Source organism: Stenotrophomonas sp. 10N36 (assembly GCF_056395005.1).
In genome coordinates, this window is sequence record NZ_JBFTIS010000005.1 from 168,110 (window position 1) to 182,266 (window position 14,157).

At 69.6% G+C, this 14,157-nt stretch carries 11 protein-coding genes; 1 reads left to right on the forward strand and 10 read right to left on the reverse strand.

What is annotated here, in order from left to right:
* Positions 1–18: 18 nt before the first annotated feature.
* A complete protein-coding gene (gene mgtE, locus AC1DCJ_RS07805; protein ID WP_478070604.1) occupies positions 19–1,389 on the reverse strand; it encodes a magnesium transporter in 1,371 nt (456 codons plus the stop codon).
* Positions 1,390–1,720: 331 nt separating this feature from the next.
* Between mgtE and AC1DCJ_RS07810 the strand changes: the two genes are divergently transcribed.
* Positions 1,721–3,526, forward strand: coding sequence for a monovalent cation:proton antiporter-2 (CPA2) family protein (locus tag AC1DCJ_RS07810; RefSeq protein ID WP_141058885.1), 1,806 nt, complete (start codon positions 1,721–1,723; stop codon positions 3,524–3,526).
* Between the two features lie 342 nt (positions 3,527–3,868).
* Here AC1DCJ_RS07810 and AC1DCJ_RS07815 read toward each other — a convergent pair whose 3' ends face one another.
* The 9 genes from AC1DCJ_RS07815 to AC1DCJ_RS07855 all read right to left on the reverse strand — a co-directional run bounded on the left by AC1DCJ_RS07815 (position 3,869) and on the right by AC1DCJ_RS07855 (position 14,137).
* Positions 3,869–7,207, reverse strand: a complete 3,339-nt coding sequence (locus AC1DCJ_RS07815; protein ID WP_478070606.1) for an ankyrin repeat domain-containing protein — start codon at positions 7,205–7,207, stop codon at positions 3,869–3,871.
* Complete coding sequence (locus AC1DCJ_RS07820; RefSeq protein WP_137190768.1) at positions 7,200–7,466, reverse strand: YcgL domain-containing protein; 267 nt, start codon at positions 7,464–7,466, stop codon at positions 7,200–7,202. Before AC1DCJ_RS07820 ends, AC1DCJ_RS07815 begins: the two co-directional genes overlap by 8 nt.
* Before the next feature lie 764 nt (positions 7,467–8,230).
* Entirely contained in the window at positions 8,231–8,668 is a 438-nt protein-coding gene (locus AC1DCJ_RS07825) for a hypothetical protein (protein WP_038685550.1), read from the reverse strand.
* 71 nt (positions 8,669–8,739) lie between these two features.
* Positions 8,740–9,981, reverse strand: coding sequence for a beta-ketoacyl-ACP synthase (locus AC1DCJ_RS07830; RefSeq protein ID WP_478070607.1), 1,242 nt, complete (start codon positions 9,979–9,981; stop codon positions 8,740–8,742).
* Positions 9,981–10,712, reverse strand: a complete 732-nt coding sequence (gene fabG / locus AC1DCJ_RS07835) for a 3-oxoacyl-ACP reductase FabG (protein ID WP_478070608.1) — start codon at positions 10,710–10,712, stop codon at positions 9,981–9,983. Before fabG ends, AC1DCJ_RS07830 begins: the two co-directional genes overlap by 1 nt.
* Entirely contained in the window at positions 10,709–11,164 is a 456-nt protein-coding gene (locus AC1DCJ_RS07840) for a hotdog family protein (protein ID WP_038691655.1), read from the reverse strand. The genes fabG and AC1DCJ_RS07840 overlap by 4 nt, the downstream gene beginning before the upstream one ends.
* A 2-nt stretch (positions 11,165–11,166) precedes the next feature.
* On the reverse strand, positions 11,167–12,360 hold the full coding sequence (locus AC1DCJ_RS07845; RefSeq protein WP_478070609.1) for a beta-ketoacyl-[acyl-carrier-protein] synthase family protein: 1,194 nt from the start codon (positions 12,358–12,360) through the stop codon (positions 11,167–11,169).
* Entirely contained in the window at positions 12,357–12,908 is a 552-nt protein-coding gene (locus tag AC1DCJ_RS07850; RefSeq protein ID WP_478070610.1) for a DUF3261 domain-containing protein, read from the reverse strand. Before AC1DCJ_RS07850 ends, AC1DCJ_RS07845 begins: the two co-directional genes overlap by 4 nt.
* Positions 12,896–14,137 carry an NAD(P)/FAD-dependent oxidoreductase gene (locus AC1DCJ_RS07855; RefSeq protein WP_478070611.1) on the reverse strand — a complete coding sequence of 414 codons (1,242 nt, stop codon included), beginning with the start codon at positions 14,135–14,137 and terminating at the stop codon, positions 12,896–12,898. Before AC1DCJ_RS07855 ends, AC1DCJ_RS07850 begins: the two co-directional genes overlap by 13 nt.
* Positions 14,138–14,157: the final 20 nt, after the last annotated feature.

Genomic DNA, 14,157 nt, shown 5'->3' on the forward strand with positions numbered 1-14,157 from the left:
GGCACTACCGGGGCGGCGCTACAACAACGTGCCGCGCAGGATCATCGCGGCGATGCTGAAATAGATGACCAGGCCGGTGACGTCGACGAGCGTGGCGACGAACGGCGCCGATGCGCTGGCGGGGTCGAAGCCGAGGCGTTTGAGGATGAAGGGCAGCATCGAGCCGGACAGCGAGCCGAAGGTGACGATGCCCACCAGCGCCGCGCCGATGGTGAGGGCGAGCAGTTGCCAGTGCTGGCCGTAATCGTACAGGCCGAGCAGCTGCCAGGAGACGATGCGGATCATCGCCAGCACGCCCAGGATGGCGCCGAGGGTGAGGCCGGTGGGGATCTCGCGCAGCGCCACTTTCCACCAGTCGCGCAGGCGCAGTTCGCGCAGGGCCAGGCTGCGGATCAGCAGGGAGGTGGCCTGGGAGCCGGAGTTGCCGCCCGAGCTCATGATCAGCGGAATGAACAGGGTGAGCACGACCGCGCGGGCCAGCTCGTCCTCGTAGTGCTGCATGGCGCTGGCGGTGAGCATTTCGCCCAGGAACAGCACGCTCAACCAGCCGGCGCGCTTGCGGATCATGCCGAAGAAGCCGATCTGCATGTACGGCTTTTCCAGCGCTTCCATGCCGCCGAACTTGTGCGCGTCCTCGGTGGATTCCTCGATGAGGGCATCCAAGATGTCGTCCACGGTGACGATGCCGAGCACGTGCTGGGCCGGGTCCACCACGGGGATGGCGAGCAGGTCGTGGCGGCGGATCAGCTGGGCCACTTCTTCCTGGTCGAGCATGGCATCGACGGTGACCGGCGGGTTGGTCTGGGCCACGTCGAGGATGGGCTCTTCGGGCAGGCCGGTGATCAGGCGGCGCATGGTCACCACCTGCACCAGGGTGCGGGTGTGCGGATCGAGCACGTAGATGGCGTAGACGGTTTCGCGGGTGCGCTCGACTTCGCGGATGTGCTGCAGGGTGCGGCCGACGGTCCAGTCGGCCGGCACGCTGACGAACTCGGTGGTCATCAGCGCACCGGCGGTGTGCGCGGGGTAGCTGAGCAGCTGCTGGATGGACTGGCGCGCGTCGGCGCTGAGCAGCGGGATCAGGCGCGCGCGCTCGTCTTCGTCCAGCTCATGGACGATGTCGGTGGCACGGTCGTCGGCCATCAGGCCCAGCAGCGCGGCGGCACGGGCCACCGGCAGCAGCGCCACCAGGTCGCCACTGCGGTTGAGCTCGGGCTGTTCGAGCATCTTCACCGCGCGCGGCAACGGCAAGGCGGCCAGGGTGTCGGCGGCGCGCGACAGCTCCAGGGTATTGAGGAATTCCACCGCATCGGCGGTGTTGAAGCTGGCCAGGGGTGCGCTCAGGGCGGCGGCATCGGCCACCGGACGCAGCAGGTCTTTCTGGTTCATCGGGTTCGCCTGTGGGGATCGCCATGCGCGACGCCAGCAGTGGCGAACCGTCCCTCGTCAGGCGGTGGCCATCACTGGCGTCGAGCAAGGTCGACTTCTACTGTCGCTGGACATCGGTTCGGGGACTCCGCAAGGGTGTACTGCCGGACGTGCCGGCAGCGGCGGGCAGTCTGGACCCGGGCGCCGGGCGGGTCAACCCGGGCACCGCTGCCGTGTTGGGCTGCGATTGACGTTGGGCCAACGTGCGCGTCGCATAATGGGCGGCGGCCGTGGGCCGTGATGCCCTTTCCCTCGATGTTGCCCGGCGACGATCCCATGAGCAGGTCCTTCCATGCATAGCGGCGCGCTTGAGCTGGCCCTGGTGCTGCTGCTGGCGGCGGTGATCGCCGTGCCGGTGTTCAAGAAGCTGGGCTTCGGCGCGGTGCTGGGTTACCTGGCTGCCGGCGTGGTGCTGGGCCCGGACGGGCTGGGTTTCGTGCAGGACGCCGACCGCATCCTGGGCGCGGCCGAAATCGGCGTGGTGATGCTGCTGTTCGTGATCGGGCTGGAGCTGTCCCCGGCCCGCCTGAAGGTGATGCGGCGCTCGGTGTTCGGCGCCGGGGCACTGCAGGTGGCGCTGAGCGCGCTGGTGCTGGGCAGCCTGCTGCTGCTCGACCACTTCCAGTGGAAGAGCGCGCTGATCGTGGGCATCGCGCTGGCGCTGTCGTCCACCGCGGTGGGCCTGCAGCTGCTGTCCGAGCACAAGGCGATCAACAGCGATTACGGTCGGCTGGGCTTTGCCATCCTGCTGTTCCAGGACCTGATCGCCATTCCCCTGCTGGCGGCGATTCCGCTGCTGGGCGGGGCCAAGAACGAAACCCTGCAATGGAACGACGTGGCCGTGGCGCTGGGCGCGCTGGCGGTGGTGATCCTGTGCGGGCGACCGGTGCTGCGCCGGCTGTTCAACATCATCGCGCGCACGCGCAGCCCGGAAGTATTCACCGCGATGGCCCTGCTGGTGGTGCTGGGCACGGCGTGGTTCATGCAGGAGGCCGGGTTGAGCCCGAGCCTGGGCGCGTTCCTGGCCGGCGTGCTGCTGTCCGATTCGGAATTCCGCCACGAGCTGGAATCGCAGATCGAACCGTTCAAGGGGCTGCTGCTGGGGCTGTTCTTCATTGCGGTGGGCATGGGCATCGACCTGGACCGCATCGTCGCCGAGCCGGCGATGATCGCCGCGGGCGTGGCGATCCTGCTGGTGGTGAAGTTCGGCCTGCTGTTCGGCATCGGCAAACTGGCCAAGCTGCGCACCCGGCACGCGGTGATGCTGGGCAGCGTGCTGTGGCTGGGCGGTGAGTTCGCCTTCGTGGTGTTCAACGAGGCGCAGCGCGCGCACCTGCTGGGCAGCGCCAACCACGACCGGCTGGTGGCGATCGTGGGCCTGTCGATGGCGATCACCCCGCTGTTGATGATCGCGCTGCTGCGGCTGCTGGGCCGCGAGGACGCACCCAAGGGCACTGCGCCACCGGCCGACAAGGTGGACACCGGCGGCACCCAGCCGCAGGTGATGATCGCCGGCATGGGCCGCTTCGGCCAGGTGGTGGCGCGCCTGCTGACCGCCCAGAAGATTCCGTTCGTGGCGCTGGAGTCGAACCCGGACACGGTGTCGGACCTGCGCCGGTTCGGCAACAAGCTGTACTACGGCGATCCGACCCGGCCGGAGATGCTGCGCGCCGCCGGTGGCGAGCACATCCGCGTGTATGTGGTGACGCTGGACGACCCGGACGCCAACATGCGCGCCACGCGGCTGATCCGGCGCATGTACCCCGATGCGGTGGTGCTGGTGCGTGCACGCAACCGCCAGCATGCGTGGCGCTTGATGGACATGTCGGCCGAGCCGTTCCGCGAAGTGTTCGGTACCAGCCTGGAGCTGAGCGAGCGCATGCTGATCGCGCTGGGCATCCCGGCCGATACCGCGCGCAGCCATGTGCAGCGCTTCCGCGAGCACGACGAAAAACTGCTGCGCGACCAGTACCTGGTCTACGACGACGAGGCGGCGGTGATCCAGACCTCGCGTGATGCGCGGGCCGATCTGATGCATCTGTTCGAGGCGGATGCGGAGCGCGACGCGAAGACGGATGCGTCCGATCAGCGAGGTTGAAGTTCCACCTACCCCGTACTGCCGGGCTCTGCCCGGCAACCGCGTGCAGCGCTGCCGGGCGTCGCCTGGCATTGACGGCAGCCGACCAACGGTCGGCTCTACGAGCGTGCACCACCCCGTAGTGCCGGGCTCTGCCCGGCAAGCGAGTGCAGCGCTGTTGGGCACCGCTTGGCGTTGACGGCAGCCGACCAACGGTCGGCTCTACGAGCGGGCACCGCCGCGTAGTGCCGGGCTCTGCCCGGCAAGCGCGTGCAGCGATGCCGGGCACCGCCTGACGTTGACGGCAGCCGACCAACGGTCGGCTCTACGAGCGTGGTGGGCCACGATCGTGGTGGTGCGGGGTCAGCCGTTGTCGCGCAGGAACCGCGCCATCGAGGACACGCCGGGGACGCGTGGTGCGAACTCGCCGGCCACGTCGATGAAGCCGCGCATGACCGCGATTTCGCGCGGGTTGCGGTTGAGGGCGTCGCGCACGTCCGGGTCGGCGCCGGCACGCATCAGGCGCTGCACCAGTAATGGCAGGCCGTGCAGGGCTGCCAGATGCAGTGGACCAAATCCGCGCGGGTCGCGTACGTCCAGCGACACGTCCTCGTCGAGCAGGCGCTCCACCGCCGCCAGCACCACCTGTTCGTCGCAGGCGGTACCCGGTTCGGCGCGCGCGCCCAGCAGCAGCAGCAGCGGCGTTACCGAGCCTGCGGCGGCCTGGTCCGGCTCGGCGCCAGCCAGCAGCAGGGTGTCGAGCAGGGCGAGCAGGCGCGAGCGGTCGCGTGCGCTGAACCCATACAACGCCGCGCAATGCAGCGGGCCCAGCTGCTGCGCATCCCCGGCATGCACGTTGGCGCCGGCAGTGAGCAGGCGCGCGACGATGTCGGGCAGGCCCAGCGCAGAGGCCAGCATCAGCACGGTGACACCGCCCGGCAGGCGATATTCCAGTTCAGCGCCGGCGTCGAGCAGCGCCGACACGATGTCGATCTGGCGCATGCTGACCGCCGCCGACAACGGCGTGGCGCCGCTGGCCGCCGCGTGCTGCGGGTTGGCACCGCGCGCCAGCAGCAGGTCGACCACGGCCAGGTGACCGCCGCCGGCTGCACGCAGCAGCGCGGTACAGCCCTGGGCGTCCACCACGTCCACGGCAAATCCCAGGTCGATCAGGCGGCGCACCGCATCGGCGTCACCGGACATGGCGGCCGCCGGCAGGTCGGCATCACGCAGGACACGGCGCGGCAAGGGCCACACCCGCCAATCCAGCCAGTCGGCCAGGTCGCGGCGGCCGATCGACAGCGCCACGCCCAGCGGCGTCTGGCCGTCGGCAGCACGTGCTTCCGGCGAGGCGCCCTGCTGCACCAGCAGCTTCAGCGAGCCTTCGCGGGCCAGCGCCGTGGCCAGGTGCAGGGCGGTCATGCCGTGGCTGTCGCGGGCCTCGCGGTCCACGCCCAGTACGAGCAGGGCGTGTTGCAGCCGCAGCCAGCCCAGCCGCACGGCCAGTGACAGCGGCGGATCGCCCGCCGGCGACGGTGCAAACGGATCGGCGCCGCGCTCCAGCAGTTCCAGCGCCAGCTGTTCCAGGCCCCGCGAGGCGTGGTCGTGCTGGGCGCAGGCACTGAGCAGGCGCGCCAGGCCACCGCGACCGGCCGGTGACAGGCCACGCCGCAGCAGCACCTGCAGGGCCGGCACCGCATCGATGCCGCGCGCGAGCAGAGCAAACATCGGCGTATCGCCGCAGGCATCCAGCACTTCCGGCGCGGCGCCATGCGCCAGCAGCCAGTCCACGGCCTGCGGGTCCAGCGCCAGTTCGGCGTCGTGCAACAGGCCGCCCAGTTCCTGCGGATCGCACAGGCGCGCCAGCGCGACCATGCCTTCGAAATTGCCGAACCCCAGCGCTTCGCGCAGCAGGTCCAGCGGCGGGCGGTCCGGCAGCGTCGACGTGGCCAGGGCGGCATCGCCCTCGGCGGCGGTCAGGCCGTCGGTGACCGAGGCCGGCAGCGGGTAGCTGCGATCCAGCAGCGAGACGATGGTCCAGCGGCCGGCGCTGGCAGCGATGTCGACGGCGCGGCGGCCCTGCGGATCGGGAATGTCGGCGGCGATGCCCAGCTCCAGCAGGCGCCGCACCAGCAGCGGCGACACGCTGTCGGCCATGCAGGCCAGCAGTACCGCGTTGCGCCCTTCCAGGTCGACCGCGCCCAGGTCGGGCTTGTGCGGCAGCAGGTGTTCGATCACGGCGGCACGGCCACCGCGGGCGGCTTCCAGCCACGGCGTGCGCGACAGGGCGTCGCGCGATTCCAGGTTGGCGCCGGCGGCCAGCAGGACGTCGATGATGTCGACATGGCCGGCCAGGGCGGCTTCGTGCAGGGCACTGCGGCGCTGGCGGTCGCGTGCGTCGGCGCGGGCCTTGTGCTTGAGCAGCAGCTGCACGCCGGCCGGATCGTCTTCTTCGGTGCCGGCGGCCGCCAGCAGGACCGGCGTGCCATCGGCGGGTTCGGTCTTGGCGCCGCGCTCGAGCAGGAACCGCGCCAGGCGCCAGTTGCCGACCTGGCAGGCCACGGCCAGCGGCGACCAGCTGTCGTTGTTGAGCGCATCCACTTCGGCGGCGGCATCGCGCAGCAGCGCGGCCACGCCCGGGTCGGAGCTGCGTGCGGCGTGGTGCAACGGGGTGTTGCCGTCGCTGTCGACGGCGCGCGAGTCGGCGCCGTTGGCCAGCAGGGTCATGACGGCTTCGGGGCGGCCGTGCCAGCTGTCACGGGTGGCGGCGAGCAAGGGGGTCATGCCGCGATGCGGAGCGTTGACGTCGACGCCGCGTGCGATCAGTTCGCGCAGCAGGCGCAGGTCGGGCAGCACGGCGGCCAGGACGGGCAGGTTGCGCTGGTCGCGCCAGGCCGGATCGGGCAGGCCGTGCGGGTCGGCACCGGCGGCGAGCAGCTGCAGGGCGCGGTCGACGCGGCCGCTGCGGGCGGCGTCGTACAGGGCGGGCAGGTGTTCGTGCGTGCCCAGCGGCTCCAGCGGCTGGGGTTCGGCGGCCTGCGCGGTGAAGGCACGGGCGGCGTCGGTATCGAGGTCGGCGTGGCCACGCGCCGCCAGCGGGGCGGCGGGGGTGATGGCCTGCAGGAGCAGGTGCGCCAAAGGTGAGAGGACGACGATGGCGAGGGTCAGCGGCCAGCGCTGCGCATCGGCGACGAGGCCCGGCCAGGCGGGCAGCACGACCAGGGCGCAGACCACGACGACCAGGGCAGCGACGGCCAGGCCACGCCAGGCGCTCAGGTCGCGGCCGGACAGGGCCTGCCAGTGGTCGGTGAGGCTGCCATCGGTGCGTTCGATTTCATTCCACAGCGGCCAGGTGCGCCAGACGCCGAGCAGGGCGGCGCTGACGGCGACGCTGAGGCCGAGGACGGCGGCGAGGCTGCCACTGTCATGCAGTGCGCCCAGCGGCCAGGCGACCAGGGCGGCAAGCAGCACCGGGCCGGCCACCCAAGGGGCGAGCAATGCGGGCAGTTCCTGGCGCAGGAGTTGCGCAGGCGGATGCACGGGGCGGGTGCGGCGCCACCAGGAGATGCCGAGGGCGAAGGCGGGTTGTGCGAGGGCGACGCCGAGCGCGGCCGGTACGCCGCCGAGTGCGGCGGCGAGGGCCAGGAGGACGCCTGCGGCCAGGGCGATGGCGGTGGCGCGGTTGCGCAGGGCGTCAGTCATCGCGGCGCGGTACGCGCACGGGGGCGACCAGCGGCGGGGGCATCTGCAGGTGGAAGCCGCGTTCGGTGAGGTTGGCGCGCACTTGCGCAACGTCGGCCAGGGCGAGGCGACGGTCGGGGGTCAGGGCGACTTCAAGGACGAATGCGAACGGCGCCAGGCTGGCCTTCAACGCGTCGGGTACGGCGTTGAAGTCATCACGGACGGCGAGGTAGACGTAAGTGTCCTGCTTGCGTTGGCTTTTGTAGACGTAGGCTTGCATTGCCCGCGGGGCTTGGCCCTGGCAGTAGATACGATGATTGTGGAGTAAAGCAGGCAAGGGGGAAAGCCGGGAGCGGGCTTAAGTGACGCTTTGATGGCGCGCGGCAGATTCAGGTTCATCAATGTCGCGGGGTTGTTCAGGTGGGTTTGGCCGGTTTTTTTGAAGCCAGAGCTTCAAGCAGGAGCAAAAGCTGGAGCAAAAGCTGGATCAAAAACGGCGCCGCCTTTCTTGGGGGAGCGCTGGGGAGGGTGGGTATCCGGGGCACGCTGCAAGTACGTCCATGTAAGCTCCGTCGCCGCATCCATGCGGCTCAGGGCCCCGGATACCCACCCTCCCCAACGCTTTCAGAATTGGCTGGTGCGTTTGGGGAGCAGAGCAATGGCAACGGCCGAAGCCGGAGCAAGGGCACCGGTCGTTTTGGGTGGGAGGAAGAGCTGCCGAGCGTGGCTCGGCAATACCAGCAGGTCGCGCGCGGCATGGGTCAGGTGGCGCTTTGCCTTTGCCTGTGACTTTGCCGTTCCATGCGAACCGACACACTGTCCAAGGGCAGGCCTGTGTGGGTTGCCGGGGCCGTGTGTTGCCATGGATGGCAACACCGAGCCTCCATGGATGGATTTACGGCGTGCCCCGGAAACCCACACAGGCCTGCCCTCCCCGGCACAGACGAGAAATCGCTTTGGCCGTGGCCGTGGCTGTGGCTGTGGCCGTCGATCGTGAAACAACGCACAGCCACCGCCCCAACGGAGCGGTGGCTGGCGGTGGTTTTACTTGACCTTGGCGTAGGTGCCCTTGAGGGCGACGCCGGCCATGAGGGTGCCGGCGTAGCACTCGTAGTTGGTGGTGCTCTTGAACTCGTTCTTCTTGTAGTAGCTCACGATGTCCACCACCGCGTTGGCGTTGCGCGACTTCGCGCCGTCCTGCAGCGCGCGCAGCGCCGACAGGGCGACCCAGCGGCAGGCTTCCTCGTCGCTCTTGTTGGCCGCGTTGGTCTTCTTGTTGGTCACGTCTTCGCCCAGGCGCTGCTGCACGTTGACCTTCTCGCCGGCCAGGTAGAAACGCACGCTGCCGTCGATGCCGGCATCGCGGGCGGCCTGCGAGTTCACCAGCTCACGCAGCGATTGTTCAACACGGGTGTCACGGGCCTGGGCGGTGCTGGCGACGGCGAGCAGCGCGGTGGCGGCAATCAGGGCAAAACGACGCATTCAACTTTCTCCTTGTTGGTAGGACGCGGGGTGGTGCGGAAAACGACCGACCCGGACCCGGGTCGGAGGGATCAGACCTGCCAGCGGCGGAAGATCAACGACGTGTTGATGCCGCCGAAGGCGAAGTTGTTGCTCATCACGTACTCCGGCTGCAGCGCGCGGCCTTCGCCCTGGATGTAATCCAGCGCGCCGCAGCGCGGGTCAACCTCGTGCAGATTCAACGTCGGCGCGAACCAGCCCTCACGCATCATCTCGATGGTCATCCAAGCCTCGAACGCACCGCAGGCGCCCAGCATGTGGCCCACGTAGCTCTTCAGCGAACTGATCGGCATGCCCGGGCCGAACACCTGCGCGGTGGCCTGGGTCTCGGCGATGTCGCCATGTTCGGTCGCGGTGCCGTGTGCGTTGACGTACCCGATCTGCGCAGGCGCCAGGCCCGCATCGTCCAGCGCCAGCCGCATGGCCTGGGCCATGGTGTCGGCGGTGGGCTGGGTGACATGCTGGCCGTCGCTGTTGGTGCCGTAGCCGACCACTTCGGCCAGGATCGTGGCGCCGCGCGCCTGCGCGTGCTCCAGCTCTTCCAGGATCAGCGTGCCGGCGCCCTCGCCCAGCACCAGGCCGTCGCGGTGCGCGTCGAACGGGCTCGGCGTGGTCTGCGGCGCGTCGTTGCGCACGCTGGTGGCAAACAGCGTGTCGAACACCGCCGCAGCCGTGGCATCGAGCTGCTCGGCACCGCCGGTGACCATCACCAGCTGCTTGCCGCCGCGGATCGCCTCGTAACCGGCGCCCACGCCCTGGCTGCCCGACGTACAGGCGCTGGACGTGGTGTACACGCGGCCGGACAACCCGAAGAACACCCCGATGTTGACCGGCGAGGTGTGGCTCATCATTTTCAGGTAGGTGGTGGCGCTGATGCCGTCGGTGGTGTGTTCGTGCAGCATGCGGCCAAATTCAGCGGTGGCCTCATGGCTGCCCGACGATGAGCCATAGGCCACGCCGGCCATGCCACTGCGCAGCACCGGGTGGCCGAGCAGGCCGGCCGCTTCCAGCGCCAGTTCGGTGGCGCGCACCGACATCACCGCTACCTTGCCCATGCTGCGGGTGGTCTTGCGGTTGTAGTGGGCCGGCAGGTCGTAGTCCTGCACGGGCGCGGCCAGGCGCGTGTTGAGGCCGTCGAACACTTCCCATTCGGGGATGTAGCGCACCGCGTTGACGCGCGCATGCAGGCGCTCGCGGATGCTCGGCCAGTCGTGGCCCAGCGGGCTGAGCGCGGCGGCACCGGTGACCACCACGCGACGTTCGGTTCGTCTCATCAGACCATGCCTCCATTGACCGAGATCACCTGGCGGGTGATGTAGCCGGCCGATTCGGACAGCAGGAAGGACACCGCATGGGCGACCTCGTCCGGCTGGCCCATGCGCCCGGCGGGAATCAGTTTGAGGGCGTGGTCCAGCACTTCCTGGTTGATCATGTCAGTCTCGATCAGGCCCGGGGCCACGCAGTTGACGGTGATCGCGCGGCTGGCCAGTTCCAGCGCCAGCGCCTTGGTGGCACCGATGATGCCGGCCTTGGCTGCGCTGTAGTTGGTCTGCCCGCGGTTGCCGACCAGCCCCGACACCGAGGACAGGGTGACGATGCGGCCGGGCTTGCGCCGCCGCACCATCGGCATCACCAGCGGATGCAGCACGTTGTAGAAGCTGTCCAGGTTGGTGTGCACCACCGCGTCCCAGTCTTCGGCGGGCATCGCCGGGAACGCACCGTCACGGGCGATGCCGGCGTTGCAGACCACCCCGTAATAAGCGCCGTGGGCCTCCACGTCGGCCTCCAACGTGGTACGCGCGGCGTCGCGGTCGGCCACGTCGAACATCAGCACGCGGGCCTGCCGGCCCAGGGCCTGGATCTGGGCCACCACGTCCTGTGCTTCCTCGATGCGGCTGCGGCAATGCACCACCACGTCGAAGCCGTCGCGCGCGATGCGCAGCGCGATGGCGCGGCCGATGCCCCGGCTGGCGCCGGTCACCAGCACTGTGAGATTCCCTGTCATGCCTCTCCACTCTCCAGATAAGCCATCGCATCGCGTGGTTCAAACACCGATACGTTGGCGACCGCCAATTCGGTAGCGCCTGCCAGGATCCGGCAGGCGAACATGCCCAGCCCATTTTCGCCCATCAGCTCGCACTGTGCCTCTACCCGCAGGCAGCTGCCGGCGGCGAAGTACGGCTGGTGCGCGGTGTAGCGGCGGGTGCCCAGCAGGAACCCGATCGAGGGTTCGCGCCCGGCCTGGCGTGCCTTGCAGCCTGCCCACGCGGCGATCGCCTGGGCCATGTATTCCACCCCCACCCACGCCGGGACGCCGTCGGCATGGTTGAACGGGCCGTGGTGCGGCACATCCACCTCGACCACGATCGACTCCGGCTGCCAGTCCAGCAGGCGGTCGATCAGGCGCATGCTGTCGCGGTGGGGCAGCACCTCGTCGATGTTCAGCGGCAGCTGCATGTTCATCCCTTCGCCAGGGCCAGCACGGCATTGCTGCCGCCGAAGGCGAACGAGTGGCTGAGCACATGCTGCGGCGGGTGTGCGGCGAGGGTCCCCGGTTCCACCAGCGCCAGCGCCGGCAACGCGGCGTCGCCCTGCCCGTCCCACCAGTGGGTGGGCAGCCGCTGGCGCGGGTTGTCGGCCAGCACCATCCAGCACAGCGCGGCCTCGATCGCCCCGGACGCGCCCAGGGTGTGCCCGGTCAGCGGCTTGGTCGAGCTGGCCGGCACCGTGATGCCCAGCACGGCCGCCACGGCCTGGCTTTCCATCGCATCGTTGTGCCCGGTGGCGGTGCCATGCAGGTTCACGTAATCCACCTGCGACGGCGCCCAGCCGGCCCGGTCCAGCGCCTGCTGCATGGCATCGATCGCGCCGCGCGCCTGCGGGTCCGGCGCGGACATGTGGTGCGCATCGGACGACTCGCCCCACCCGGCCAGGCACACCGGGCCAGGCGCGGCGGTCATCAGGAACAGCGCGGCGCCCTCGCCGATGTTGATGCCGTTGCGGTTGGCCGAGAACGGGTTGCAACGCGCCGCCGAGACCGACTCCAGCGCGCTGAAGCCAGCCACGGTGAACCGGCACATCGAATCGGCGCCGCCGGCCACCACCGCGTCCACCACCCCGGCGCGCAGCAGGCGCGCGGCGGCCATCAGCGCCTTGGCGCTGGACGAGCAGGCGGTGGAGATGGTCCAGGCCGGCCCGGTGCTGCCGATGCGCTCGCGCACGAACCGCGCCGACGTGCCCATTTCCTGCTGTGCGTAATCGAAGCCGGGCGGCCACTGGCCGGTGTCGCGGTGGCAGCGCAGCGCGTTCTCCGATTCGCCGATGCCCGAGGTACTGGTGCCGATGATGACCGCCACCCGATCGGCGCCATGGCGCGCGATCGCCGCGTCCACGCCCGGGCGGATCTGCACCAGGGCCGCTTCGAGCAGGGCGTTGTTGCGCCCGCGCAACGCCACCGGCAGCGCGGACAGGTCCGGCAGCGGGGTGGTCACTTCGCCCAACGCGAGGGTGCGACCGGCGATCACCTGGTCGTTGTCGCGCAACCCGCCGGCCTGGTCGGCGAACAGGCCGGCGCGCACCTGCGCGCGGTCGCCGCCGAGCGCGCAGACCACGCCCAATTCATTCAGATAGATCGCGCTGCTGCTACTGCTCACGGCGGTGCCTGTTCCATGTCCAACGATTCAATCACCAGTTCATAGCCTTCGGCCAGGTTGCGCAGGCGCAAGCGGCCATCGGGCAGCGGCTCCAGCAGCAGCCACGCCTTGCCGGCCTGCTCCAGGCGGCGCGCGCGGCCGGCCTCGACCAGCGTCCAGCCCGCCGGCAGGGCGGCGCGGATGGCCGCGGCCGGCCACAGCGCGAACTGCAGGTCGTCCAGCACGCGCTCGCCGCGCACCTGCGGCGGCAGCCACGGCGCGCGGGTCTGTTCCAGCGTGGTGCCGTCCCAGACCATGCGCACGCCGGTCTGGCCCATGGCCTGCACCGCCAGCCGCACCTGGCTGCCGTCGGCTTCCAGCAGCGCATCCAGCTCGCGTTCGTGGGTGCCGAAGCGGAACTGCAGGCGCTGCTGCAGCTGCAACGGCTGCGGCAGGGCCGACGGCGCCAGCTGCAGGGTGGGCAGCTGCACCAGCGGCGCGGGCATGCGGGTGCTGGCGCAGGACGCCAGCAGCACGCAGACAAGCAACAGGACGATCAGCCGCTGCACAGTTCCTCCAGCACCCGCAGGCGGCGGCCGCTGTCGTCGGCCACGTACGGGTTGTGGGTGTCCCAGGCATAGCCGGCGAGGATCGAAGAGATCATGCGGCGCACGTCGGGCTGCGGGTCGGGGTGGTAGATGATTTTCTGGAAGCCGCCGGCGTACCAGGCTTCGACGAAGCGGCGGAAGGTCTTGACGCCCGCGCGCAGCGGAATGGAGAAGTCCTTCTCCCAGTCCACCGCCTGCCCGTCGTACTCGCGGGCAATGCACGCGCTGGCCAGCTCCGCGGATTTGAAGGCGATGGTGACGCCCGAGGAGAACACCGGGTCGAGGAACTCGCCAGCATTGCCGAGCAGCGCGTAGCCTTCGCCCCACAGCGAGGACACGTTGGCCGAGTACCCGGTGATGGTACGCACCGGCAGCACGGCCCATTCGGCGTTGGCAAGCAGGCGGGTCAGGTTGGGGTCTTCACCGACGATGGCGCGCAGCTTGTCTTCGTCGCTGCCCGGATACTTCTCGAAGAAGCTGGGCTCGGCGACCACGCCCAGCGAACAGCAGCCGTTGGAGAACGGGATGGTCCAGTACCACACGTCCACATGCTCGGGATGGGTGGTGATCAGAATCTTGTTGCGGTCAAAGCCCGCGTCGGCCGGGATATGGTCGCGCACGTGGCAGAAGATCGCCCCGCGCACCGGGAAGTTCGACGGCGATTCGAGGTTCAACAGGCGCGGCAACAAGCGCGCGAAGCCGCTGGCGTCGAGGATGAAGCCCGCTTCGATGGTGTACTCGCTGCCGTCGGGGCGACGCACCTGCACCCGCGCCGGGCGGCCCGGCTGCACCGACAGCACTTCATCGCCGAAACGCAGCGTGGTGCCCATGCGCTCGGCACCGCGCGCAAGTACGTTGTCGAAGTCGGCGCGCTGCACCTGGTAGGTGGTGCCCCAACCCGGCGAGAACTTGTCGCGGAAGTCGAACTCGGTGCTCGCTTCGCCGCGTACGAACGCCGCGCCATTCTTGTACTGGAACCCGGCCTGCACCACGTCCTGCAGCAGTCCCGCCGCTTCGATGTACTCCATGCTCTGCGGCAGCAGGCTCTCGCCGATGGAGAAGCGCGGGAACTGCTGGCGCTCGATCATCAGCACCTGGCGGCCCTGCCTGCGCAGCATCGCCGCCGCGACCGAGCCAGCCGGGCCGGCGCCGATCACCAGAATCTCGGTTGTTTCCACTTGCGGGTTCATCGATACATCCTTGATCAAGA

Coding starts and splice junctions, on each gene's coding strand:
- AC1DCJ_RS07810 (WP_141058885.1), top strand. CDS start 1,721: ATGCATAGCGGCGCGCTTGAGCTGGCCCTGGTGCTGCTGCTGGCGGCG.
- AC1DCJ_RS07855 (WP_478070611.1), bottom strand. CDS start 14,137: ATGAACCCGCAAGTGGAAACAACCGAGATTCTGGTGATCGGCGCCGGC.
- AC1DCJ_RS07840 (WP_038691655.1), bottom strand. CDS start 11,164: ATGCAGCTGCCGCTGAACATCGACGAGGTGCTGCCCCACCGCGACAGC.
- AC1DCJ_RS07820 (WP_137190768.1), bottom strand. CDS start 7,466: ATGCAAGCCTACGTCTACAAAAGCCAACGCAAGCAGGACACTTACGTC.
- AC1DCJ_RS07825 (WP_038685550.1), bottom strand. CDS start 8,668: ATGCGTCGTTTTGCCCTGATTGCCGCCACCGCGCTGCTCGCCGTCGCC.
- AC1DCJ_RS07815 (WP_478070606.1), bottom strand. CDS start 7,207: ATGACTGACGCCCTGCGCAACCGCGCCACCGCCATCGCCCTGGCCGCA.
- AC1DCJ_RS07830 (WP_478070607.1), bottom strand. CDS start 9,981: ATGAGACGAACCGAACGTCGCGTGGTGGTCACCGGTGCCGCCGCGCTC.
- fabG (WP_478070608.1), bottom strand. CDS start 10,712: ATGACAGGGAATCTCACAGTGCTGGTGACCGGCGCCAGCCGGGGCATC.
- mgtE (WP_478070604.1), bottom strand. CDS start 1,389: ATGAACCAGAAAGACCTGCTGCGTCCGGTGGCCGATGCCGCCGCCCTG.